At 43.0% G+C, this 22290-nt stretch carries 23 protein-coding genes and 2 tRNA genes; 14 read left to right on the top strand and 11 right to left on the bottom strand.

Annotation, left to right across the window (positions count from 1 at the left end):
* Positions 1–142: 142 nt before the first annotated feature.
* From B2727_RS19340 to B2727_RS19330, 3 genes are all read left to right on the top strand, one after another.
* Positions 143–2023, top strand: a complete 1881-nt coding sequence (locus B2727_RS19340; protein WP_005201444.1) for a potassium transporter Kup — start codon at positions 143–145, stop codon at positions 2021–2023.
* Between the two features lie 158 nt (positions 2024–2181).
* Entirely contained in the window at positions 2182–3255 is a 1074-nt protein-coding gene (locus B2727_RS19335) for a DNA/RNA non-specific endonuclease (RefSeq protein ID WP_017402270.1), read from the top strand.
* A 72-nt stretch (positions 3256–3327) separates the two neighbouring features.
* A complete protein-coding gene (locus tag B2727_RS19330; protein ID WP_005201439.1) occupies positions 3328–3570 on the top strand; it encodes a hypothetical protein in 243 nt (80 codons plus the stop codon).
* Between the two features lie 48 nt (positions 3571–3618).
* Here B2727_RS19330 and aqpZ read toward each other — a convergent pair whose 3' ends face one another.
* Both aqpZ and B2727_RS19320 read right to left on the bottom strand, forming a co-directional pair.
* Complete coding sequence (gene aqpZ / locus B2727_RS19325) at positions 3619–4308, bottom strand: aquaporin Z (protein ID WP_005201436.1); 690 nt, start codon at positions 4306–4308, stop codon at positions 3619–3621.
* Positions 4309–4483: 175 nt separating this feature from the next.
* Positions 4484–5491, bottom strand: a complete 1008-nt coding sequence (locus B2727_RS19320) for an AraC family transcriptional regulator (protein WP_033132673.1) — start codon at positions 5489–5491, stop codon at positions 4484–4486.
* Positions 5492–5606: 115 nt separating this feature from the next.
* Here B2727_RS19320 and B2727_RS19315 point away from each other — a divergent pair, with 115 nt between their 5' ends.
* Entirely contained in the window at positions 5607–6260 is a 654-nt protein-coding gene (locus B2727_RS19315; RefSeq protein WP_005201431.1) for a sterol desaturase family protein, read from the top strand.
* Positions 6261–6565: 305 nt separating this feature from the next.
* Here the strand turns inward: B2727_RS19315 and hisF are convergent, their stop codons facing one another.
* A complete protein-coding gene (gene hisF / locus B2727_RS19310; protein ID WP_033132672.1) occupies positions 6566–7324 on the bottom strand; it encodes an imidazole glycerol phosphate synthase subunit HisF in 759 nt (252 codons plus the stop codon).
* Between the two features lie 101 nt (positions 7325–7425).
* Here hisF and B2727_RS19305 point away from each other — a divergent pair, with 101 nt between their 5' ends.
* From B2727_RS19305 to B2727_RS19295, 3 genes are read left to right on the top strand one after another with little or no spacing between them, the layout of a single operon-like run.
* Positions 7426–8376: a homoserine kinase gene (locus tag B2727_RS19305; RefSeq protein ID WP_033132671.1), complete on the top strand. Its 951-nt coding sequence runs from the start codon at positions 7426–7428 to the stop codon at positions 8374–8376.
* Positions 8377–8385: 9 nt separating this feature from the next.
* Positions 8386–9003: a DUF1294 domain-containing protein gene (locus B2727_RS19300; protein ID WP_033132670.1), complete on the top strand. Its 618-nt coding sequence runs from the start codon at positions 8386–8388 to the stop codon at positions 9001–9003.
* 32 nt (positions 9004–9035) lie between these two features.
* Entirely contained in the window at positions 9036–9431 is a 396-nt protein-coding gene (locus tag B2727_RS19295; protein ID WP_004803794.1) for a DUF4870 family protein, read from the top strand.
* A gap of 29 nt (positions 9432–9460) precedes the next feature.
* Here the strand turns inward: B2727_RS19295 and B2727_RS19290 are convergent, their stop codons facing one another.
* Positions 9461–10861, bottom strand: a complete 1401-nt coding sequence (locus B2727_RS19290) for an LLM class flavin-dependent oxidoreductase (protein ID WP_033132669.1) — start codon at positions 10859–10861, stop codon at positions 9461–9463.
* Between the two features lie 353 nt (positions 10862–11214).
* Between B2727_RS19290 and B2727_RS19285 the strand changes: the two genes are divergently transcribed.
* Both B2727_RS19285 and B2727_RS19280 read left to right on the top strand, forming a co-directional pair.
* Complete coding sequence (locus tag B2727_RS19285; RefSeq protein WP_033132668.1) at positions 11215–12465, top strand: SfnB family sulfur acquisition oxidoreductase; 1251 nt, start codon at positions 11215–11217, stop codon at positions 12463–12465.
* A gap of 12 nt (positions 12466–12477) precedes the next feature.
* Positions 12478–13737, top strand: coding sequence for a monooxygenase (locus B2727_RS19280; protein ID WP_033132667.1), 1260 nt, complete (start codon positions 12478–12480; stop codon positions 13735–13737).
* A 58-nt stretch (positions 13738–13795) separates the two neighbouring features.
* On the opposite strand, the gene B2727_RS19275 is transcribed toward B2727_RS19280, so the two are convergent.
* Positions 13796–14701 carry a DMT family transporter gene (locus B2727_RS19275; RefSeq protein ID WP_033132666.1) on the bottom strand — a complete coding sequence of 302 codons (906 nt, stop codon included), beginning with the start codon at positions 14699–14701 and terminating at the stop codon, positions 13796–13798.
* Positions 14702–14796: 95 nt separating this feature from the next.
* Between B2727_RS19275 and B2727_RS19270 the strand changes: the two genes are divergently transcribed.
* On the top strand, positions 14797–15348 hold the full coding sequence (locus B2727_RS19270) for a helix-turn-helix domain-containing protein (RefSeq protein WP_033132665.1): 552 nt from the start codon (positions 14797–14799) through the stop codon (positions 15346–15348).
* Between the two features lie 66 nt (positions 15349–15414).
* Here the strand turns inward: B2727_RS19270 and B2727_RS19265 are convergent, their stop codons facing one another.
* The 6 genes from B2727_RS19265 to hisB all read right to left on the bottom strand — a co-directional run bounded on the left by B2727_RS19265 (position 15415) and on the right by hisB (position 20550).
* Positions 15415–16872: a SulP family inorganic anion transporter gene (locus B2727_RS19265; RefSeq protein WP_033132664.1), complete on the bottom strand. Its 1458-nt coding sequence runs from the start codon at positions 16870–16872 to the stop codon at positions 15415–15417.
* A gap of 228 nt (positions 16873–17100) precedes the next feature.
* Complete coding sequence (gene hisA, locus B2727_RS19260; protein ID WP_033132663.1) at positions 17101–17832, bottom strand: 1-(5-phosphoribosyl)-5-[(5-phosphoribosylamino)methylideneamino]imidazole-4-carboxamide isomerase; 732 nt, start codon at positions 17830–17832, stop codon at positions 17101–17103.
* A 66-nt stretch (positions 17833–17898) separates the two neighbouring features.
* Positions 17899–18567, bottom strand: a complete 669-nt coding sequence (locus B2727_RS19255; RefSeq protein ID WP_081406928.1) for a 3'-5' exonuclease — start codon at positions 18565–18567, stop codon at positions 17899–17901.
* A gap of 94 nt (positions 18568–18661) precedes the next feature.
* Complete coding sequence (locus B2727_RS19250) at positions 18662–19186, bottom strand: DUF805 domain-containing protein (protein WP_033132662.1); 525 nt, start codon at positions 19184–19186, stop codon at positions 18662–18664.
* 153 nt (positions 19187–19339) lie between these two features.
* Entirely contained in the window at positions 19340–19957 is a 618-nt protein-coding gene (gene hisH / locus B2727_RS19245) for an imidazole glycerol phosphate synthase subunit HisH (RefSeq protein WP_004803814.1), read from the bottom strand.
* Positions 19957–20550, bottom strand: coding sequence for an imidazoleglycerol-phosphate dehydratase HisB (hisB, locus tag B2727_RS19240; RefSeq protein ID WP_004803817.1), 594 nt, complete (start codon positions 20548–20550; stop codon positions 19957–19959). The genes hisH and hisB overlap by 1 nt, the downstream gene beginning before the upstream one ends.
* 104 nt (positions 20551–20654) lie before the next feature.
* Here hisB and B2727_RS19235 point away from each other — a divergent pair, with 104 nt between their 5' ends.
* The 4 genes from B2727_RS19235 to B2727_RS19220 all read left to right on the top strand — a co-directional run bounded on the left by B2727_RS19235 (position 20655) and on the right by B2727_RS19220 (position 22259).
* Positions 20655–21032, top strand: a complete 378-nt coding sequence (locus B2727_RS19235) for a GNAT family N-acetyltransferase (protein WP_004657331.1) — start codon at positions 20655–20657, stop codon at positions 21030–21032.
* 100 nt (positions 21033–21132) lie between these two features.
* Positions 21133–21208: transfer RNA gene (locus B2727_RS19230), tRNA-Phe, on the top strand.
* 140 nt (positions 21209–21348) lie between these two features.
* Positions 21349–21424: transfer RNA gene (locus tag B2727_RS19225), tRNA-Phe, on the top strand.
* Positions 21425–21521: 97 nt separating this feature from the next.
* Positions 21522–22259, top strand: a complete 738-nt coding sequence (locus B2727_RS19220; protein WP_004803819.1) for a class I SAM-dependent methyltransferase — start codon at positions 21522–21524, stop codon at positions 22257–22259.
* Positions 22260–22290 lie beyond the last annotated feature (31 nt).

Here is a 22290-nt window from a genome sequence, read left to right as displayed (position 1 = left end):
CACTCGGACACCTCACCAAGGTGTGCGATAGTACCCAAAAAAATGCACGCTGCCAAGTTGTAGTCGAACAGATTTGCAGAAAAACTTTTTGGCTAGTGATAATATTGCGCCATATAACGTTCAATTTTGAAGACAACATCATATGCAAAGTACTGCAAAAAAAGCCGCATTGCCCGCGATGACGCTGGCAGCATTAGGGGTGGTATTTGGAGACATTGGAACCAGTCCACTCTATGCAATACGGCAATGCTTTGTCACAGGACATGTTGATATCAGTGAAGGTTCGATTTTAGGTATTCTTTCGCTGATCTTCTGGTGTATGAACCTAACGATTAGTTTTAAGTACGTCTCAATGATCATGCGTGCGGACAACAATGGTGAAGGCGGGATCATGTCACTGCTTGCACTGAATTTGCGCTCCTCCGTTTTTAGTAATAAAAATAAAATCTTTCTGATTGCATTGGGCTTTATCGGCGCATCACTGTTTTTTGGTGACGGGATCATTACCCCGGCAATTTCAGTACTGTCTGCGATTGAAGGTTTAAGTCTGGTGACGCCTGCTTTAGATCGTTGGTTGGTGCCGATTGCTTTGGGTATCCTCACGGCATTATTTATGGTGCAGCGGCATGGTACCGCCACCATGGGGAAATTCTTTGGCCCGATTACACTGCTATGGTTTGCGTCCATTGGCCTAATTGGACTGTGGAGCATTATCCAGACCCCGTATGTCTTGATGATGGTCAATCCGTATTGGGCATTCCATTTTGTCTTTGATCAGCCGACAGTTGCCTTTATCACCATGGGTGCAGTGATTCTGACCATGACCGGTGGTGAGGCGTTGTATGCGGACATGGGACATTTTGGGCGTGTGCCGATTAAATTGGCGTGGTTCTTGGTGGTACTGCCTTGTTTGCTTTTGAACTATGCAGGTCAAGGTGCATTGCTATTACGCGACGCTAAAGCCATTGAAAACCCATTCTATTTATTGGTTCCAGATTGGGCTTTATTCCCAATGATTGGCTTGGCAACAGCCGCAGCCGTGATTGCCTCTCAAGCAGTAATCACAGGTGTTTTTTCGATGGCGAACCAAGCCATTCAATTACGCTACTTACCGCGCTTAACCGTGCATCATACTTCGGATGTGGAACAAGGGCAGATCTATTTACCCTTCATTAACTGGGTCTTGTTTATCTCGGTGGTGATCCTGATTTTACTATTTGAAAGCAGTGCAGAATTGGCGAGTGCTTATGGTGTAGCGGTGACCATGACCATGCTCTGCGGTACGATTTTGATCTCGACCTTAGCCTATGGCGTATGGCGTTGGCCGTTATGGAAAGTGGCCTTATTTGCGGTGCCGTTCCTGATTATTGATTTAATTTTTGTGGGTTCAACCTCATTGAAAATTCTGTCAGGCGGTTGGGTGCCGATCTTGATTGGTGTGGTGGTATATACCATTTTGATGACGTGGAAACGTGGTCGCGAAATTGTCTATAACCGTATGGAAACCAATGCTTTACCAATTGAATTGTTTATCAAAAGTATTGGCATGAGCAAAGAAACCCATTTCGTACCAGGCGAAGCGATTTTCTTAACTGGAACACCGAATATTGTGCCGCATGCAATGCTGCATAATATTAAGCACAACAAGGTGCTGCATGAGCGTAATGTGATGGTCACGGTATATACCCAAGATATTCCATATGTGGCAGATGAAGATCGCCTAAAAGTTGAAAAATTGGATGAGCATTTTTATCGTATCTATATGTACTACGGATTTAAAGATCAGCCGAATGTACCGAATGCATTAGAGCAAGCTTATAAGGAGCTTGGTTTTGAATTCGATATGATGCAAATGAGTTTCTTTATTTCACGTGATCGTATTGTGCATACCGTGGGGGATGGCATGTCGCCGTGGCGTGAAAAGCTGTTTATTTCAATGCAGCGCAACACCAGCCCTGTCAGTGACTTCTACCAGATTCCAACCAACCGTGTGGTGGAGTTGGGTAGTCAGATCGAAATTTAAGAAAACTGTATAAAAAAGGCACCTGAGCGTGCCTTTTTTATTGTCTGTAGATCAAGTGTACAGATTTGCGACATAAAGTGTCGCTCTGGGCTGAAACTCAATATACACAGGACTTTTGAGTTGTTAAGCTGCGCGTTCATATTGATTTTGATGTAGTTATGGCAAAGAGACCAACCCGAAAGAGTAAAAGCCCATTTGCTTTTTTGAGCCAAAATGTTGGAAAAATGATGTTGGCACTGGTCGCAACAGGGAGTTTTGCGATCGCATTTGGCAGTGAAAAAATTTCCAAGTTCATCCCATTTCAATCCAGTAATACGGGTTGTTTAAAACAGTTTTATCGTGATGTTCCACCCTTACTCAGTAAAGACAGTCTGAAAAAAGACAGTTATGCACTATGTTTTAATGATTTTAATGTGATGTATTCAGGTATTTCTAAGACCCCATTGTGGACGGCAGAATATCTGACCCCAGAACGCTTAAGCATCAAAATTAAACGTGAAGATAATTTCCATGAAGAAACACGGCTAAAGCCTGCGCATCGTGCTTTATTGTCAGACTATCGTGGTTCAGGCTATGACCGTGGTCATATGGCGCCGAATGGTGATATGAATAATACTGCGGCGCAATATGACAGCTTTTCATTGGCCAATATGGTGCCGCAAGCGCCGAAGAATAATCAGGAAGTGTGGCGTAAATTAGAAGAAGCGGTGCGCTCGATGGTAACCAAGCAGCATAAAGATGCCTATGTGCTGACCGGTCCTGTATTTGAAGGCAAGCGACTTAAAACCATAGGCAGCGGCGTGATTGTCCCGACTGCAGTGTACAAAGCGGTGTATTTACCCAAGCAGGGGATTATTGGGGCCTACTATGCGCCGAATAATAATTCTCAACAGGTCAAAGTGGTCAGTGTTTGCTATTTGGAAGAGAAACTTGGCATTAACTTGTTCCCTCAATTGACGGAACAACAGAAGCGTAATGTTTATCAATTGCCACTTTCTGCAGTACAAGTAAAGCCGAATAAAGACATCAGTTATTCGCATTGGGATGGACAGAGCCAGTGTGCAGAAGAAGCTAAAACAGATGCCATTCAAGTGCAGCAACGTGAATTTACTTCACAGCAAACCGAGGCCGCAGAAAGCAAATTCCCACAAATTGATGAAGAGACCAAACAAGCCTTGATCAATCAATTGGTAAATGCATTGCTGCAGTATTTCTTACAAATGTTGAGATAATGTAGAACATCTTGCAAAGTCATCCTGCATGGATCATGTTGTGGGATAGACAACAACAATGAGAGAAAAAAGATGTTTAAGCCTTTTGAACAGGGTGATGAATCTTCAGCAATTTATGATCTGACTTTGGAAAATCAGGTCGATTGCGTGAGCTTATATGGCAATTTACAGATTACCAAAGATCAGGCAGGGCTGAAAACGGCCAAGGCATTGCAAAGCTTTATCAATGAGGTGGTTGCCGCTTTGGAAAAAGAACAACTTCCTGAGCAGATTGACAGAAAACCTGAGCAGGATATTGAAAATCCATTTCTATAAATAAAAAAAACAGCCGTTGCAGGCTGTTTTTTATGGAGTATATCGCGCTTAGTCTTTGTCGCTACCCACCACTTTATAGATCACTGCACCAATGATGGCACCGATGATTGGTGCAACCCAGAATAACCAAAGTTGGCTGATTGCTGCTGTCTCAGCAAATAACGCAACTGCAGTACTACGTGCAGGGTTTACTGAGGTGTTGGTGACTGGAATACTGATCAAGTGGATCAACGTTAAAGCTAAACCAATTGCGATTGGTGCAAAGCCCGCAGGCGCGCGACGATCAGTAGCCCCCATGATCACGATCAAGAAGAACGCAGTTAAAACAACCTCAATCAGGAATGCTGACGCAACAGAGAAATGGTTTGGAGAGAGTTCACCATAGCCATTGGTTGCGAAACCGCCAGTACCAGCAAAACCAGCTTGACCTTGTACGATGATGTACAGCACGAATGCTGCAAGCGCACCACCAATCACTTGAGATACGATATAAGGGACTAAATCTTTAGAATCAAAACGTCCACCCACCCATAAACCTACACTGACAGCAGGGTTAAAGTGACCACCAGAAATATGACCGAAAGCGTAAGCACCTGTTAAAACAGTTAAACCAAATGCTAATGCAACACCTAAGAAACCAATGCCAAGTTCTGGGTATGCAGCTGCAAGCACAGCACTACCACAACCACCAAAAACAAGCCAAAAGGTCCCGAGAAATTCTGCTAAATATTTGTTCATTGTTATCACCACATCAGTTATAAAAAATAAAAAAGCAAGCATCCAAAATTTATTATGGATATGTTTAACCTGCGTGAAAAAATTGTGAACTAATTCACATAGGTATATAGGCTCTTATATAAAACGGGCAAAAAAATCGATCAGTTGCGAAACCGTTAGTTCATGAGTGTTTTTATTACGAATTGTAAGTTGTGTTGTTGTTTCGCCACTGTTGCGGGGTTTGCCCCGTCCAAATCTTAAAAGCACGTTGAAAAGCACTTTGTTCAGAATAACAGAGCAGTAGCGCAATTTCTTGTAAACTCAGATGAGGGTCTTTTAAATATTCGGTCGCCAGCATAAAGCGGACCTGCTGTACCCGTTCCTGAAAGGTGGTGTCTTGTTGTTGTAAATGACGCTGTAATTGGCGCACCGACAGACCCAGTTTTTCGGCGATAAAATCGATTTGATATTGGTTCTTTTGTAGCCCAGTCAAAATGGCATGTTGTAGCCGCTGATCCAATTGGGTTGAATTGGGCAATTTATCCAGCAAGGCTTGGGCTTGCTGTAACAACAGTTGTTGTAAGGTGTGATCACCTGTTTTGAGTGGCTTAAAAGCTTCGCTCACTGGCAATAATAATTGTGTTTTGGGCTGTTCAAAACGCACTTTACAGTGGAAATACTGCTCATAAATGCTGATGTTTTTTGGTGCAGTATTGACGAAATGCACTTCATGCAGATGAATCGTGTCACCCGACATAAACAGTTTAAGGAACTGCACCATCAAGGCAATCGCGATTTCATCGGTCAACTGGGTCGGATGTGGTTCAGGGGCTTCCCAACGAATCGATGCATAAGGGTGATTAAATTCAACCACCAAAGGGCTACCATCATAAATCAGGCGATGAAAATCATGATAACGAGACAGTGCTTCACCTAGGTTTTCACAGGACAGCGCCAGATAGGCAATGATGCCCAAGTGTTTGGGTTGTACATAGGCTGCGATTTCCAAGCCTAGACCACTCTTTGGATGTAGTCGATTTAGATCTTCTAGTAGATCCCGCCAAATCACATAATCAAAACGCTCTAGGTTTTGAACCTGTTGTAATTGTTCAGGAATATGGATGTTCTCTGCTTCGCAATATGCTTTTAATAAATGCCCCAAACCACCAAAAACAGAGCCTGTATAGTTCTTGAGTTGAGACATCCTGTCTACCTCTTATCTTGTCGTGTTTTGTCAATATAAATATATCGCATCGTCAATACTTCGCCTACAAAAATTTATATCTTGAATAAAAATAAGGAAACATTTGGAGAAAACCATGATTAAGGGTTTTATCGCAGGTTTGGCTGTTGCAAATGCCTTTGAATGGTTTGCACATAAATACATTTTGCATGGGGTACATCGCCCAGGGCAGCCACGTTATAGCCCTGTGCCGAAAAGCATGGAATCGCACTGGGCGCATCATCGTGAAGTACGTAAACAGCAGTTTTCGGATGATTGCTATGTTGAGGGTGTGGAGCATTGGCGTACCCGTAATGAAATCATGTCATTGGCAGTGGTGGCAGGCGTTGCCAGTGTGGCGTTTTATCCCATTTCAAAAGGCATGTCTTTGGCAGCACTGTATAGTGCAGGCAACTATTATTATGTGCATCGTCGTGCACACTTAGAACCAGATTGGGCAAAACGAACCATTCCTTGGCATTATGATCATCATATGAATTCAAACCAAGATGCCAACTGGTGTGTGACGCGTCCATGGTTTGATTATGTGATGGGGACCCGTGTGGTGTCTTCTGCGGATTTAAAAGAGGCCAATCCATTGGGTCTTCCTTTACCTGCAGCCTTGTCTAAAGCATTGACGCAAGCGATTGAATCCGTTTTTCCTGCAAAATGGGTCGAGCAAAAACCAAAATTGGTGGAAGCACCTGTTGCTGAGCCACCGCAAAAACAATCGCAAGAATCGGTGGCTTAAATTGGATTGATCTAGTGGGCTGAGCAGGCTTTTATTGACAAATCATGACGACAAAAATAGGGGGATGTCGTGAATTGTCAATAAAATTGGTTTTTAATGTCAATATCTTTGTGCATTTTCTCGCTAATTTAGCTCAAGCATTTTAAATGCTCAGAATTTGTTCAAAATGATGATATTGTGCTTACCCTCTAGCGTTGTATAACGCAGTTTCCATACCTTGCTCAGCAAGGTATTTTTTTATCTGTATACAGCTATTTTTAAATAAAAAAACCTCTCGCTTGAGAGGTTTTTTATGGCTCATCTAATTAAAGACGCATCTCAATGCCTTGTTCAGCAAGATATTGTTTTGCTTCTGGAATGGTGTGTTGACCAAAGTGGAAAATAGAAGCAGCAAGTACTGCATCTGCACCGCCTTTTAAGATGCCATCGGCCAAATGCTGTAAGTTGCCTACACCACCCGAAGCGATGGTCGGGATATTGACGCGATCATTGATCTGACGCATTAAGGCAATGTCATAACCTGCTTTAGTACCATCGGCATCCATACTGGTAATCAGCAGTTCGCCTGCACCGAAGTTGGCCATTTTCACCGCCCATTCAATCGCATCGATGCCTGTTGGTTTACGACCGCCGTGGGTAAAAATTTCCCACTTGTTCTCGCCGGTTTTTTTCGCATCAATCGCAACCACGATACATTGTGCACCAAAGCGTTGTGAAGCTTCTTGGACAAACTCAGGAGTAAACACGGCAGCCGAGTTGATACTGACTTTATCGGCACCTGCATTCAACAATAAACGGATATCTTCAACTTTACGGACACCACCACCCACAGTTAATGGTACAAAAACGCTTTCTGCCATGCGTTCTACGGTACGGTAAGTGGTGTCGCGTCCATGATGGGTAGCAGTAATATCTAAAAAGGTAATTTCATCGGCGCCTTGTTCGTTATAACGACGGGCGACTTCAACAGGGTCACCTGCGTCACGAATATCAAGGAATTGAACGCCTTTGACGACTCGACCATTATCAACATCTAAGCAAGGGATAATACGTTTTGCGAGCATAAAATTTTCCAAAAAATCGCCAATAAAGAAAGGGGTGCTACACCTTCATGGAGGGAACAGGTATTCTATCAAACTTCACAGCTATTTTTTGCAGGTTTTCCATGTCGGTTTATACCCCGTTGAGTTTAGAAGAAGTTCAAGCCTTTGCTGAGCCTTATGGTTTAGCGGTGATTGACCTGATTCCAATCCAAGGCGGTATTCAAAACACCAATTATTTTTTGGTGGATCAATCACAGAAACAATATGTTTTAACGGTTTTTGAAGAATTAGATGCTGAAGGCGCAGGTGAGTTGGTACCTGTACTGGATTGTTTGGGTGAGGCAGGTGTGCCTGTGGCGGTGCCTTTAAAGCATAGTGGTCAGGCCATTCATACTATTGCAGATAAACCTGCGCAAATTGCGCCGCGCTTGATGGGTGAGCATCCAGAAGACGCCAGCATTATCCAAATTCAGGCGATTGCACAAGCACAGGCAAAATTGCATTTGGCCTTACACGGCTTTCCTTTAGAACGTGATTTTAATCGTAATCATCAATATTGGTCAGATGTCGCTGAGCAACTTAAGCCACAAATGAATGCGCAAGATCAGGAATTATTAGCTCAAGTGTTTCAGCAGTTTGCGGCAATTACCCAACAGCATCCAGACCGTCCTACAGGCTTTATTCATTCAGATTTATTCAGAGATAACACCTTGTTTGAAGGCGATCAACTACAGGGTATTCTTGATTTTTATGAATTGAATCAAGATGAATGGTTATTTGATATTGCGATTAGTATCAATGATTTCTGTACTGCCTATCCACAAGCGTATTTGGATCAAGCCAAGGCCAATGCCTTTCTTGCAGCTTATCAAAGCATTCGTCAGCTGACCGTTGATGAGCTGGCCTGTTTAAATATCTTCTTGGCAATGGCGGCGTGCCGTTTCTGGAGTATGCGCTTACAAGTGGCGCAGAAAAATGCCGAGCAAGGGCGTACTGGCGATGATATTTTGCAAAAAGATCCGCTGGAAATGCGCATGATGTTACAAGACCGTTTACAACGAATCACAGCTTAGGGAATAGACATGCGAGATCAAGGTCGTTTAGTTGAATGGTTTGATGATAAAGGCTATGGCTTTATCCAACCCAATGACACAGCAAAAGATCGTGTCTTTATCCATATCAAAGACTTTGCTCGCACAGGGCCGCGACCCTTGGTCGGTTGTGCCTTGGAGTATGTGGTGATTCTGGATGAGCGCGGTCGTTATCGCGCTCAGCAGGCGACGTATTTAAAAGCATCGCAAGTGATTGAACATCGTGCTCGTCCGAGTCAGCCTCAACCGTCGAAACGCTGGTCTGCGATGCAGATTGGTATTGTGATTTATATTGTCTTTATGGTGATTGCAAGCTTTAGTAAATTGCTGCCACCGTATACTTTATTATTTGTCAGCTTGATGAATGTGCTGAGTTATTGGCTGTATGCGCAAGATAAAGAAGCTGCGCAGTTGGGCAATCGACGTATTCCAGAGCAGACCTTACATATCGTGGATTCTTTGGGTGGATGGTGCGGTGGTTGGCTTGCTCAGCAAAAACTGAGACATAAAACACAAAAACAACCGTTTCGTAAGATTTATTTCTGTACCATAGTCTTCCATATACTATTGATATGTTGGCTAATTTCTCCGCTCAATGTGTTCTATTGATTGAGGGAGTTTGTTTCTGGAGATAAATAAAAATGAATTATTCCGTTGATCAAGATCCAAACCGTACTTTGACCTTAGTGCTGTATGTACTTTATATCATTGCGATTTTTACTGGTGGTCTGTTGGCAATCATTGCCTTAATCATCAACTATGTAAAACGCAGTGATGTACAAGGCTCGATTTTTGAAAGCCACTTTACTTGGCAGATCCGCACCTTCTGGTGGTATTTGGCTTGGAATATTATTGCCTTTATTCCGTTCTCTTTCCTGTTCTTTACTGGCGATAACGGCACGGCCTTTGCTGGCGTTGCGGTTTCTGCAACCACTTTTGCCTTTGCGGTAATTTTTGGTGCATGGATTTGGATTGTGTATCGTGCCATCCGTGGTCTGATCGCCTTAAATGATAATAAGCCGATGTATCAAGGCTAAGCTCGGCCAGAACTCGCTGGGTTGTGAACCTAAGCGAGTTCTGTATTGTTGTTGGTTTTCGCTGTTGCATGATAGCGATAGCTCGCCCCTCGATGCTGTTCTGTCAGCAATGGACCTTGTCCAAATAGTTTCTCACGTAAAGTCCCCTCGGTATATTCAGTTGCATACACGCCACGTTGCTGTAGTTCCGGCACCAGATATTCCACCACATCTTCAAAAGTCTGATGCGCCAAAATATAGGCCAAGTTAAAGCCGTCAACATCGGTTTCTTCCGTCCATGCCTGTAGTTGATCGGCCACAGTTGCAGCTGAGCCCACCAGTACTGGGCCATTGCCACCGATACTAATAAATTTGGCAATCTCTTCAATGGTCCAGATTCGATTCGGATCGGCTTTTACATAAGAGTCGAGCATCGATTGAATCGCATCGGTATGAATATATTCAACTTTGTCTTCTGCATGGAATTGAGAAAAATCAACTCCAGACCAGCCTGATGCCAAGGTTAAGCCACCATGATAGCTGGCGTAGCTTTGATAGTCTTTGAATTTTGCCTGCGCTTTTGCATCGGTTTCATCCACCACAATCGACAGCATGGTGTAGATCAAAATTGAATGAGGGTCTTTGCCTTGTTCAACTAGGTTGGAACGAATGCCCTGTACCAGTTTTTTCACCGCGGCTTTGGTTGGCGCAGAAATAAATACACATTCAGCATTTTGGCTGGCAAATAACTGCCCACGATTGGATGCACCTGCCTGATAGAGCACAGGGGTACGTTGTGGAGATGGTTCGCAAATATGAATGCCGGGAACACTAAAATATTGACCTTGATGATTGATCGGATGAACTTTACGATGGTCGGCAAAGATGCCTTTTTCTTTATCACGCAGCACAGCATCTTGTTCCCAAGAACCTTCCCAGAGTTTATAGAGAACTTCTAAATATTCATCAGCGATGTCATAACGTTGATCATGACTGACTTGCGTTTTAAGACCTAAATTCTTTGAGCCACTTTCCAAGTATGAAGTCACGATGTTCCAACCGATACGACCTTTGGTCAGATGATCCAAGGTACTCATGCGCCGTGCAAAGGGATAAGGGTGTTCAAACGAAATTGAAGTCGTCAGACCGAAGCCTAGGTGTTTAGTGACTGCTGCCATAGCAGGTACGATTTGCAAAGGATCATTGACGGGAACTTGCACAGCACCTGTGAGCGCATGTTGTGCTGATTGATGGTAAACATCATAAATGCCTAAAACATCGGCAATAAAAACTCCATCAAACTTGCCACGCTCTAAGATTTTGGCCAAATCGGTCCAATATTCGAGGTCTTTATATTCAGTCGAGCGATCTAGTGGATGACGCCACAATCCCGGCGATTGATGCGCAATACAGTTCATTTCAAAGGCATTAAATCTAATTTGCTTGCTCATTGCTCTTTACTAAATTAAAGATTTTTATTGATCTTAATTAAAAATGATTGAATTGATTAATCATAAAAAAATAAATGGTTATCATGAATCTATTTAACGTGATTTTAGGTTGTGGTTTTAATGATTATTTTTTATTAAATTCAAAACGTTATTTTGTTTACTTGGGCAAATGGTGTTAACGCGCTCGCCCATCTTATCGAGTTATTTGTTGTTGATTTTAAATTGTTTTTTAAATCAATAAGTGATGGTTTGAGTTTATTTTAAATAAACAGATTAGTTTCTATATTTAACTTATAAATATGCAATAAAAATAGTGCTAGTTTATTTTTATAACTGCAAGATGAGTATTTATAATGACCTCAAAAATAGAAATAAAACTGGAAGATGCACAGAGTATTCCACAAGATTTTTACTTGAACAATACGCCAGCACATGTGATTGCTTCGGATCAAGAAGCCATTGCTGTGGCGCATCGCGTAGCGGCTGCTTTTGCCAAAGAGGCGGCAAAGCGTGACCATGAGCGCAAGCTGCCATTGCAAGAAATCCAGCAATATTCCGCCTCTGGCCTTTGGGGAATCAATATTCCAAAACAGTTCGGTGGTGCAGGGGTGAGTTATAAAACCCTTGCTGAGGTGGTGACCATTATTTCCAGCGCAGATTCATCTTTAGGTCAAATTGCACAAAATCATTGGGCCTTTTTAGAACATATCCGTTTGGATGCGTCATTGGAACAGCAGCAGTTCTTCTTCGAACAAGTGCTGCAAGGCAAGCGTTTAGGCAATGCATTCTCTGAAAAAAACTCGAAAACCGTCGCGGATTTGACCACCAAAATTGAATTTAAAGATGATTATGCTGTGATCAGTGGTCAGAAATTCTTTGCCACAGGTGCTCTATTGGCGCATTGGATTCCAGTGGTTGCAGTCAGTGACGATGGCAAAGTATTTGCAGCACTGGTACCACAACATACACCAGGTTTGACCATTGTGAATGACTGGAGCAGTTTTGGTCAGCGCACTACGGCCAGTGGTAGCGTGCAGCTGGATCATGTTCGAGTCGATTTAAAATATGTGGTACCGATCCATCAGGCTTTTGAACGTCCAACAGCAGCAGGTGCAATTTCGCAAATTATTCAGTCCGCTGTCGATGCCGGGATTGCGCGTGGGGCGATTGAGGAAACCATCCGCTATGTGCGTGAGCATGCCCGTCCGTGGATTGATTCAGGTGTGGAACACGCCAGTGAAGATCCTTATACCATTAGCAATATTGGTGAGCTAAAAATTAAATTGCGTGCCGCAGAGGCAGTTTTAGCTTTGGCAGGTGAGGCGATTGATCGTGCTTTGGCCAATCCAACCGAAGATACCGTAACAGAAGCAACTTTACTCACGGCTGAATCGAAAGTATTGACTACGGAAATCGCACTCTTGGCAGCCAATAAATTATTTGAGTTATCCGGTACCCGTTCCACCTTATCTGAGTTGAATCTGGATCGGCACTGGCGCAATGCACGCACGCATACCCTGCATGATCCGGTACGTTGGAAATACAATCTAGTGGGTAATTATTATTTGAATGGTGTGGCACTGCCACGTCATGCGTGGAGCTAAGAGGACGCTATTATGACCAGTCAAAGTAATCAAAATCTCTCCTTGGGTGCACATTATGAACAGGTGGCGGGCAAGTTCCGTCCTATTTTCGAACGAATTGCGGAAGGTGCTTTAGCACGGGAAAAAAACCGAACTTTGCCCTATGAACCGATTCAATGGTTAAAACAGGCTGGCTTTGGCGCGGTACGCGTGCCTGTGGCTTTTGGTGGTGATGGGGTTTCGCAAAAGCAGCTGTTTCATTTATTAATTGAACTTGCTCAAGCAGATTCCAATGTGGTTCAGGCTTTACGCGGGCATTTTGCCTTTGTCGAAGACCGTTTAAATGCACAAAAAACTGAAGCACAGACACTCTGGTTTGAACGCTTTGTCCGTGGTGAGATTGTGGGGAATGCGTGGACAGAAATTGGTAAAGTTGAAATCGGAGATGTGGCGACTCGTGTCAAGGTAACGCAAGATGGCAAACTCCGTATTAATGGTCAGAAGTATTATTCCACAGGCACGATTTTCGCAGACTGGATTGATCTTTTTGCTTTGGATGAAAGCACCAATCAGCATGTGATTGCTGCGGTGTCTACGCAAGCAGAAGGCATTGATATTGTGGATGATTGGGATGGCTTTGGGCAAAAAACCACGGGCAGCGGAACCTTGACCTTAAACAATGTAGAAATTGCCCGAGATCACATTTTGGTGTTTGAAAACCGATTTAAATATCAAACCGCATTTTATCAGGTGGTACATCTCGCGACTTTGGCGGGGATTGCACACAGTGCAGTGGAGACCTTTAAGCAGGAAGTGCGTCAGCGGACGCGGATTTATAGTCATGGCAATGCCAGTTTGGTACGTGAAGATGCACAAATCCTGCAAGTGATTGGCAAAGCGTCTGCAGAAGCTTATGCGGCGCAAAGTATTGCATTAACTACTGCTGAAGCTTTGGATGCTGCGTATTTACAACATTTTCAGAATGATGAACAGGCTGAGTTGGAGGCCAATGAACGTGCTGAATTAGTATCGGCACAGGGGCAGGTGGTGATTGCGGAGTTGGTCTTGAATCTGAGCACCGAGCTGTTTAATGCCTTGGGCGCATCGGCCAGTAGCACTGACAAGCAGTTGGACCGTTTTTGGCGCAATGCTCGTGTGGTTGCATCACACAACCCATTGGTCTATAAACAGAAAGTGATTGGAGATTGGGAAGTCAATCAAGCGCCTTTGCCGTACGTGTGGCAGATTGGCAATAGTCCTGTTGCTGTGAATCAAAAAGAAATTCCAGCTTAGTCTTTTGAAAGTGCACAATAGATTTTATTGAACTAAAACTGTTGTGCACTTTTATCTATTAATTTTCTGGTCGTTGTTTCTTCGCAAAGAATTTAAATTTTAATTCGCTGACGAGTACCCCAAGCACCACCAATACACCTCCAAACAAGGCCAGTAATGGTAAACGTTCTCCCGCAATACGACCGATCACCCCCGCCCAGACGGGTTCACCTGCATAAATAATCGCAGCACGCGTCGGATCGACCATGCGTTGTGCCCAGTTCATCACAAATTGAATCAACGCACTGGCTAAGCCGAGCGCCACTGCAATAATCAGTAATCCCCATGAAAAGTTAGGAATACTGTGTTCACCAACCAAAGGCATACTAGCAAATGATAAGAATGAAGCGACTGCCAGTTGAATCACCGTGACCCGTCTTAGGTTCACTTTCCCTGCAAAATAACCAATCAGTATAATTTCGAGTGCAATCACAAAGGCACAAATCAGGGTGAGTACTTGTCCATAACTAAAGTTAATACTGGAAAAGCCATTGCCTGTTAACAAGATCAAACCTGTAAAAGCCAGTGCAGTACCCAACCACGTCATCATAGAGGGCATCTTTTGGAAGATCACCCACATTAAAATGGGCACTAAGGGCACATACAGTGCGGTTAAAAAGGCGGATTCGCTACTCAGAATGCTTTGTAGGCCAATGGTTTGAGTACCATAGCCAATCGCGATTACAATCCCGATGGCTGTACCTGCCAAGCCCTCTTTTAGGGTTAAGCCACGCATGGATTTAATCGAGATTAATAAGATCGCTAAAGCCGCGACTGCAAAACGACAGCCGACAAAAAACATGGGGCTACTAAAATTCAGCGCATATTGCACCGCTAAAAAGGTACCACCCCAAATCATGGTGATAAAAATAAGCGCGAATTGTGCGGCTTTAGGAGATTGAGACAAAGCGGTCAACGCAGCCATCCTCATGAGTAAAGTGCAATATACTGCACATATTGCATTGCTTGTTGTCTTTGTGCAATATATTGCGCAGATTTTTATTTTCACTGTAGGAATGCATGAGTCATTCAGAGACGGTATTGCAATATGTGGGACAGAATATCCGTCTGTTTCGTACCGAACGTCAGCTTAGCCAGCAAGATTTGGCAGATCGAGCAGGTGTCAGTCGCCGTACTATTGCTGCTTTGGAAACAGGACAGGTCAATATCAGTTTGGCCAAGCTCGATGCGATTGCAACGGCTTTAACGGTCGATTTTAAAAAGCTGGTCAGTCCATCCGAACTGAGTGAATCAGCCATTGTGAATACTTTGGCGTGGCAAGGCCAACAGGCTGAAAGTCAGGCCATGCTGTTGGCTGCAGTACCGACCCAAACACAAGTCGAATTATGGACATGGTCTTTGGCTGTGGGTGAGATCTATCAGGCTGAACCAGATCAAAAAGGCTGGCAAGAGTTGATTTATATTGTCGATGGCGAATTGACGATTTCGTTTGAACAAGAAAATCGAGTGCTTCTAGCAGGTGAGTCGATTTTATTTGAGAGTTCTGTCAATTATCGTTATCTCAATCAAGGAAGTAGCACTGTTCATTTTGTCCGAAACGTAATTTATTAACTCTAAAAAAAGCGCTTAAGCTGGATTACTTAAGCACTTTTAGAGTTCGTGGCTATTTATGCAGACTTAGCTTGAGCTTTGATGAGTTCCATATTTATCAATCATGATCGAGCTGGCTTCATTCAAACCTCGCACAATAACATGGATGCCTTTGCGCTGGAATTTTTGCACCACACTGTCAATCATGGCCACTGAAGTGACATCCCAAATATGTGAATGGGTCAAATCAATAATGACTTCTTTTACATCCTCTTTGAAATCAAAACTTTGCATAAATTTTTCTGAAGAACTAAAGAAAATTTGACCTTTCAGATTATAAACGCGTGCCTGATTTTCAAAATATCGCTCAACTCGAATATCTTGCTCTAATTTATTGGCAAGGAATAAAGCAGACAGTAACACGCCTGTAAGCACGCCTAAGGCTAAATTATGGGTTGCAACGACCACAACCACTGTTGCAAGCATCACGACATTACTGCTGATTGGATTCTTGCTAAAACTACTGATGGATTTCCATTCAAAGGTACTGATCGAGACCATGATCATCACGGCAACTAAGGCAGCCATGGGAATCACCTTTAACCAGTCGCTGATAAATACGACTAAGATGAGGAGGAATATTCCCGCTGAAAAGGTCGATAATCGAGTCAATCCACCTGATTTTACATTAATCATCGATTGCCCAATCATGGCACAGCCTGCCATGCCACCCATAAAACCTGAGGCGATATTGGCAATGCCTTGTCCTTTACATTCTTGGAATTTATCGCTTGGAGTATCGGTCATTTCATCAATAATCGTCGCCGTCATCATCGACTCAAGTAAACCGACTGCTGCTAGTGCAACTGCATAGGGAAAGATGATTTTTAAGGTTTCAAAATTAAAGGGAATATCAGGAATTAAGAACACAGGAAGCGTATCAGGTAATGAACCCATGTCTCCCACTGTACGAATATCAATGCCGAAGTAGATTGCCAGCAAAGTCACCGTGATGATGCAGACCAAGGGTGAAGGCAATAATTTACCGATTATCGGAATCAGCGGAAATAGGTAGATAATGATCAGACCCAATAACACCAAGGTATAGACCTGCCATGTGACATTGACCAGTTCAGGCAGTTGCGCCATAAAGATCAAAATCGCCAGTGCATTGACGAATCCAATCACCACAGATTTGGACACGAAACGCATGAGTTTCGCCAGCTTTAGATAGCCCGCGATAATTTGCAATACCCCTGTGAGCAAGGTGGCAGCCAGTAGATATTGTAAGCCATGTTCTTTAACTAAACTGGCCATGACCAAGGCCATAGCGCCTGTTGCTGCTGAAATCATAGCGGGGCGACCACCAACGAAAGCAATCACCACGGCAATACAGAATGAAGCGTATAAACCAACTTTGGGATCGACCCCCGCAATAATAGAGAAAGCGATGGCTTCTGGGATCAGTGCTAAACCGACAACCAGTCCAGCCAAAATATCCGCACGGATATTGGAGAACCATTGCGCTCGAATATTGGAAAACATAGAAATAGCCTATTTTTTAGGAATTTTTAAAGGCTAGTGATGTGATATACAGACACACAACTACACCACATCACTAGACAGTGATGAGTTAATACATAGGAAATGTAAAACTTAAGGTGGCGTAAGCATCATGTGAGCAGAGAGGGGCTTTATTTGAACTGGGGCAAGCATAGCACTCAAGGTGATAAAGCTCTAGCGATTGTTACAATAACTAGAGCTGAAAAATAATTATAGCGATTGTTGATCTAACAATATTTGTGCTTCACGAAGACTCAGAGTGCCTTCATAGATTGCACGACCTGTGATCGCACCTAGAATGCCTTTTTTGTCTTTTAGGTTGCGTACATCATCAAGGTTAGTCACACCACCTGAAGCAATTACAGGCAGACCTGAATAGTTTGCTAGGTTCACAGTTTGCTCAACGTTAACACCTTGCATCATGCCATCACGTGCAATATCGGTATACACAATACTCGATACGCCAGCATCGGCAAAACGTTTAGCAAGATCTGTCGCTTTTACATCAGTCACATTGGCCCAACCATCGGTTGCCACCATGCCATTGATGGCATCAATACCAACAATGATATGACCTGCGAAGCGTTTACATGCTTCTTCAACAAACTCTGGTTCTTTCACGGCTTTGGTACCGATAATCACGAAAGAAACACCAGCTTCCAAATAGTGTTCGATGGTTTCAAGTGAACGGATACCACCACCAATCTGAATTGGAAGTTCAGGTTGTGCACGCGCAATCGCTTCAACCACGGGTTTATGAATTGGTGTACCTGCGAAAGCACCATTTAAATCGACTAAATGTAAACGACGTGCGCCTTCATCCACCCAATGTTGTGCAGTTGCCACAGGGTCTTCAGAGAAAACGGTATCGTCTTCCATACGTCCTTGCTTCAAACGGACACATTTACCATCTTTCAGGTCAATTGCTGGGATGATTAGCATGCTTTCGCTCCTTGCATCATCATAGAGTTTAAATTGGCTACATATTAGCAAAATATTGATCAATCGCTAAGCCTTGTCTGCTAAACCTGCCAGTATTCTCCTGATTTGTTGCAATAATTGGGTTGTGAGTAATTGTTGCTGATACAGTTGTTCGAAACAAAGCAGTGCTGCATAGGCATCTGCAGCGGCATAATTGATTTGTTGAGGACTAAGATTTTTAACAGACCAGTTTGAGGTACTGACTTTTTTACTTTTGGCAAAATAACGTTGGAACAGGAGAGCGATTGCCGTTTGGATACCGACTTGGCTACGATAACCAAAACTTGCAAAGCTCTTGGATAGATCAATCATTGCATTGGGTTGAATACCTTTACCACGAAAGATATGCGCATCATTTTTCAGTCCAAAACCGACTTTGAGTTGCTGTTCATTTTCCAGAATCGACTTGAGGAAGGCTAAAATTTCAGCACTGACTTGGAACAGATAAGCTTGGTTTGGGGTTGCCAGCTGGATCAGGTGAGGCCCCGTCGATTTTTCTCCAACTTTGAACGTTGGCTTAGATTCAGTATCAAAACCAAAGACCTGAATAGAAGCGAGCTCAGCTTGAATTGCCTTGCACTGTTCAAGCGTTTGGATCACCAAGATACGATCTGGGTTTAGATTCTGAAAGGCAGGCAATGCGCGGATTTTTTCTTTGCTTAAAGGGGGAGTGTGTTGAGGCGTATCCATCTGCATTAAAGGCTCAAAGCGTTTGATTGAGCTTAAAGGGTTTTATCAAAATAAAAAAGCCAAGTCGGAACTTGGCTGCGGTTTATGTTTTTGAAGTCATTTATTGTTGCTGTATCAACTGACTTCTTTGCGCATATTCCTGATATGCAGGAACTGCACTGCCCACTAAGGCAAAAATGACGGCAAGTGGAATAATCACAATATAAATCCAGCCCAAGACTTTTTCCCAGCCTGATGTCTCACGTTCAACACCAAACTTATTCTCACCTGCTGTTCCTTTGGCACAGAGCAGATAAATAATGAAAATGAAGTTTACAAAGGGAACAATGGCTAATAATGACAACCAACCTGTTTGATTACGGTCATGTAGACGACGAATGGTAAATACAAAAGAAAAATAGACGAACACGATATAGAGAATGATAAACAGGACAATTGCGAGGACTGGATAATCTTGCCCTTGTTCAAGACTGCCGCCAGTCACGAGTACAGCACCAAATGCCAAGACAAAAATGAGAATCACTGCGACGATTGAACTTAAAAATGTCCAAGCTGCATAGGATAGTCGGCCAAAACGACCTTTGGGACTCAGTGGGTGATCCACGCTTTGAGTAGATAAATTCATTGTTATTCCTATCTAGGTGTTTTTATGAGATTGTAAAAATTGAAAAATGTATCGTTTAGAATAATAAAGAAAAAATTGCAAAATTAAAGCTTAAATTATTTTATGAGTTGCAGACCAAGTGATAACGAAAAACTTGATCTGCATTAGGTGGACTTAAATCTTCCATTCCACAAAGTTCTTTAACAGCTGTAGGCCAGCGGTATGACTTTTTTCAGGATGGAACTGCGTTGCAAACAAATTATCTTTGTGAATCGCCGTGCAGAAATTCACGCCATAATCACAGGTCGCTGCAATAATTGCTGAATCGGTTGGCTCAACATAATAGCTATGTACAAAGTAGAAACGTGCATCTTGCTCAATGTTATTCCACATCGGATGCTCTGGATCAAGTTGATGTACTTGATTCCAACCCATATGCGGTACTTTTAAATTTGGGATTTGAGGAAAGTGTTTTCCCACTCCCTCAAAAATACCCAGTGCTTCGACGCCACCATTTTCTTCCGAACTTTGTAGTAGCGCTTGCATACCGACACAAATTGCGAGCACAGGTTTGTTGAAAGCAGCCTGACGTACCACCTCATCAATTCCAGCTTCACGCATGCCTTGCATGCAGTCACGCATAGCACCGACACCCGGGAAAACAATTTTATCCGCTTTGGCAATCAGTTTAGGATCATTGGTGACATCAACTGTTGCACCGACATGCTCTAAGGCTTTTGCCGCAGAGTGTAGATTGCCCATGCCATAATCAAGTAAAGCAATACGGGTCATTACAAACTACCTTTAGTCGAAGCGATGGTGTTTTCTGCGCGTGGATCAATTTCACATGCCATACGCAATGCACGTGCTAAAGCTTTAAACACACTTTCAATCTGGTGGTGACTATTTTTGCCTTTCAGGTTATCAATATGCAATGTCATCAGCGCATGATTGACAAAACCTTGGAAAAATTCTGAAAATAAATCGACATCAAATGTTCCGATGCGGGCACGTGTATATGGAATATCCATGAACAAACCCGGACGACCAGATAGATCAACCACAACACGAGACAGTGCTTCATCTAATGGTGCATAAAAATGTCCATAACGACGTAAGCCTTTTTTATCGCCTAAAGCTTGCGCAAATGCTTGCCCCAAGGTGATTCCGCAGTCTTCGACGGTGTGATGGTCATCAATTTCTAGGTCACCATCGCAATGAATGTCGATATCAAATAGACCATGACGCTTGATTTGATCAATCATATGGTCTAAAAATGGAACTCCAGTGTTGAGTGTGCCTTGACCAGTACCATCGAGATTGAGTCGAACTCGAATTTTTGTTTCGTTGGTATTTCTTACCACTTCACTGATACGTTGCGTCATGGACACGTTCCTCAAAAAACGTCAAAAATGATTGAATTAAAAACCAATAGTTTTGCTGTGACGAAAAAGTGACAGCATCATAGTTTGCTCAGGAGGGTTAATCAATGCCTATTACCGTACATGCTTACAGTTCTCTGGATAATCTAGGAATTCGTACTCAGCTAGAGCGACTTTACGATACCAGCCCAGAGTTTGGCGATGGGCAAGATGCAATGGAACAACTTGAACAAAATCTCCAGCAATATACCACAGTTTACACTGCTGAATTTAACACCAAAATTATAGGTGCAATTTGGGCGACAGGACAAGGTGAAAGCCGTGTTTTGGAATATATTGTGGTACATCCAGCCAATCGCGGGCGTGGGGTTGCAGAACGTTTGGTTGAAGAGGTATGCCGTATGGAAGAAGAGCAAGGGGTTAAACAGTTTGAACCGGGTTGTGGGGCAATCCATCGCTGTTTATCACATCTTGGCAAAATCTAAGACTTAGCTTGCTACTTTGGAGCAAAATTAAGCGCTTAAGAGAAAAATCCACAAATTTGCTTGACGGGCTTAGGCAAACATTGTTTAATACGCCCACTTTGGCGTGATAGCTCAGTAGGTAGAGCAACGGATTGAAAATCCGTGTGTCCCCAGTTCGATCCTGGGTCTCGCCACCATAAATTTGTATTTTCAATCCCTGATCCCATCAGGGATTTTTTTTGCCAAAAAAATGATTGCGTGAAAAATGTGCATTCAAATCAAAAGCTCATGATAATTATTGACTATTGATCTGAGATACGGCTTAATACACCCCATTGGCGTGATAGCTCAGTAGGTAGAGCAACGGATTGAAAATCCGTGTGTCCCCAGTTCGATCCTGGGTCTCGCCACCATATTCAAAAAGCCTCAAACGAAAGTTTGGGGCTTTTTTTATATTTAAAATATTTTGCTATATTAAAGCTGAGTCAAAAATTTTAAGAATAGACCAGTATGAAAGATTTATTTTCTGAGCAAAGTGAACTTTATCAACAAGCACGGCCAACTTATCCGCAAACGTTAGTAAACTGCTTAATAGCGCAGCTGAATGGCTTGGACTGTGCGTGGGATTGTGGGGCAGGTTCTGGGCAACTGACTCAGCTGATCGCTCCTTATTTTCAGCATGTGGTTGCAACTGATCTTAGTCAAAATCAACTAGATCAGGCCCCAGCATTATCCAATGTGCAGTATTTACAACAAGCCGCAGAGCAAACCTCATTTGCAGATCAGTCTTTTGATTTAATTACTGTTGCCCAAGCGATTCACTGGTTTGATTTTGAAAAGTTTTATGCAGAAGTAAAACGAACATTAAAGCTAAATGGTCTTTTTGCCGTAATTGGCTATGGCTTAATTCAGTTAGATGATACAGATTTAAATCAGCGAATCGATCTGCTCTATCATCAGACTTTAAAGGGCTTTTGGGATGCAGAGCGACGTTATATTGATGAGCATTATCAAACGATTCCATTTCCCTTTGAGGAAATCGCAATGCCACAGTTTCAGATCGAGTTAGGTTGGACAGGGCCACAGTTGTGGGATTATCTCAATACTTGGTCTGCAGTAAAGCATTACCAAGATCGGCTGCATGTCAGCCCTTTGGTGAGCTTAGAAGATATTTTGCAGATACAACAGCCGATTGCAGTTCGTTTTCCAATTTTGCTCAGAGTCGGGCGCTTAGCTACTTCTGGGTAGAAAAATAAAAAAAGCATGTCGGAACATGCTT

The sequence above is a fragment of the Acinetobacter sp. UBA991 genome (genome assembly GCF_002292065.1).
In the GTDB taxonomy this organism is placed as follows: domain Bacteria; phylum Pseudomonadota; class Gammaproteobacteria; order Pseudomonadales; family Moraxellaceae; genus Acinetobacter; species Acinetobacter higginsii.
Note: the sequence above shows the minus strand (reverse complement) of the source record. Positions and strands in the feature narration are given on the sequence as shown.

Bases quoted from the DNA above. Each gene is read 5' to 3' on its own strand.
- hisF (WP_033132672.1), bottom strand. From the start codon at position 7,324: ATGCTCGCAAAACGTATTATCCCTTGCTTAGATGTTGATAATGGTCGA.
- B2727_RS19290 (WP_033132669.1), bottom strand. From the start codon at position 10,861: ATGAGCAAGCAAATTAGATTTAATGCCTTTGAAATGAACTGTATTGCG.
- B2727_RS19335 (WP_017402270.1), top strand. From the start codon at position 2,182: ATGGCAAAGAGACCAACCCGAAAGAGTAAAAGCCCATTTGCTTTTTTG.
- hisB (WP_004803817.1), bottom strand. From the start codon at position 20,550: ATGACGCAACGTATCAGTGAAGTGGTAAGAAATACCAACGAAACAAAA.
- B2727_RS19280 (WP_033132667.1), top strand. From the start codon at position 12,478: ATGACCAGTCAAAGTAATCAAAATCTCTCCTTGGGTGCACATTATGAA.
- B2727_RS19220 (WP_004803819.1), top strand. From the start codon at position 21,522: ATGAAAGATTTATTTTCTGAGCAAAGTGAACTTTATCAACAAGCACGG.
- B2727_RS19275 (WP_033132666.1), bottom strand. From the start codon at position 14,701: ATGGCTGCGTTGACCGCTTTGTCTCAATCTCCTAAAGCCGCACAATTC.
- B2727_RS19235 (WP_004657331.1), top strand. From the start codon at position 20,655: ATGCCTATTACCGTACATGCTTACAGTTCTCTGGATAATCTAGGAATT.
- B2727_RS19315 (WP_005201431.1), top strand. From the start codon at position 5,607: ATGATTAAGGGTTTTATCGCAGGTTTGGCTGTTGCAAATGCCTTTGAA.
- B2727_RS19250 (WP_033132662.1), bottom strand. From the start codon at position 19,186: ATGAATTTATCTACTCAAAGCGTGGATCACCCACTGAGTCCCAAAGGT.
- B2727_RS19295 (WP_004803794.1), top strand. From the start codon at position 9,036: ATGAATTATTCCGTTGATCAAGATCCAAACCGTACTTTGACCTTAGTG.
- B2727_RS19305 (WP_033132671.1), top strand. From the start codon at position 7,426: ATGTCGGTTTATACCCCGTTGAGTTTAGAAGAAGTTCAAGCCTTTGCT.
- B2727_RS19270 (WP_033132665.1), top strand. From the start codon at position 14,797: ATGAGTCATTCAGAGACGGTATTGCAATATGTGGGACAGAATATCCGT.
- B2727_RS19330 (WP_005201439.1), top strand. From the start codon at position 3,328: ATGTTTAAGCCTTTTGAACAGGGTGATGAATCTTCAGCAATTTATGAT.
- B2727_RS19340 (WP_005201444.1), top strand. From the start codon at position 143: ATGCAAAGTACTGCAAAAAAAGCCGCATTGCCCGCGATGACGCTGGCA.
- B2727_RS19265 (WP_033132664.1), bottom strand. From the start codon at position 16,872: ATGTTTTCCAATATTCGAGCGCAATGGTTCTCCAATATCCGTGCGGAT.
- hisH (WP_004803814.1), bottom strand. From the start codon at position 19,957: ATGACCCGTATTGCTTTACTTGATTATGGCATGGGCAATCTACACTCT.
- B2727_RS19255 (WP_081406928.1), bottom strand. From the start codon at position 18,567: ATGCAGATGGATACGCCTCAACACACTCCCCCTTTAAGCAAAGAAAAA.
- aqpZ (WP_005201436.1), bottom strand. From the start codon at position 4,308: ATGAACAAATATTTAGCAGAATTTCTCGGGACCTTTTGGCTTGTTTTT.
- hisA (WP_033132663.1), bottom strand. From the start codon at position 17,832: ATGCTAATCATCCCAGCAATTGACCTGAAAGATGGTAAATGTGTCCGT.
- B2727_RS19300 (WP_033132670.1), top strand. From the start codon at position 8,386: ATGCGAGATCAAGGTCGTTTAGTTGAATGGTTTGATGATAAAGGCTAT.
- B2727_RS19320 (WP_033132673.1), bottom strand. From the start codon at position 5,491: ATGTCTCAACTCAAGAACTATACAGGCTCTGTTTTTGGTGGTTTGGGG.
- B2727_RS19285 (WP_033132668.1), top strand. From the start codon at position 11,215: ATGACCTCAAAAATAGAAATAAAACTGGAAGATGCACAGAGTATTCCA.